The 277-nt window shown below is 62.5% G+C and carries 1 protein-coding gene; it reads right to left on the bottom strand.

Annotated elements, in window-relative coordinates; genetic code table 11:
• Window positions 1-277 (bottom strand): hypothetical protein (locus ACRXB1_RS37650; protein ID WP_449494970.1); only part of this gene is annotated, 277 nt, incomplete at both ends.

The raw sequence follows: 277 nt of genomic DNA on the forward strand, positions 1-277 counted from the left end.
ATCTGGTTCCACGTCCACGTCGGGAAGTTCTCGACGGTTCCGCCCGACACCGTCCCGTGAACATAGTCGATCGCGCACAGGCTTCGCATGCTCCAGAAGCAGGTGGTCTCGCCGGATACCGCATTGGCCTGACCTTCACGCTGCCACGAATTGATGTTGAAGCTGGTCGTGGTGTCCATCCAGTTCGACAGGAACGCGTTCACGACCGCCTGCTCCGTCGCGGGACTCGTGCCTTTCCAGACGCCGGTCTGCCCGCCGTTCCAGACGTCCAGCGGAC

The organism is Caballeronia sp. M23-90, assembly GCF_053574605.1.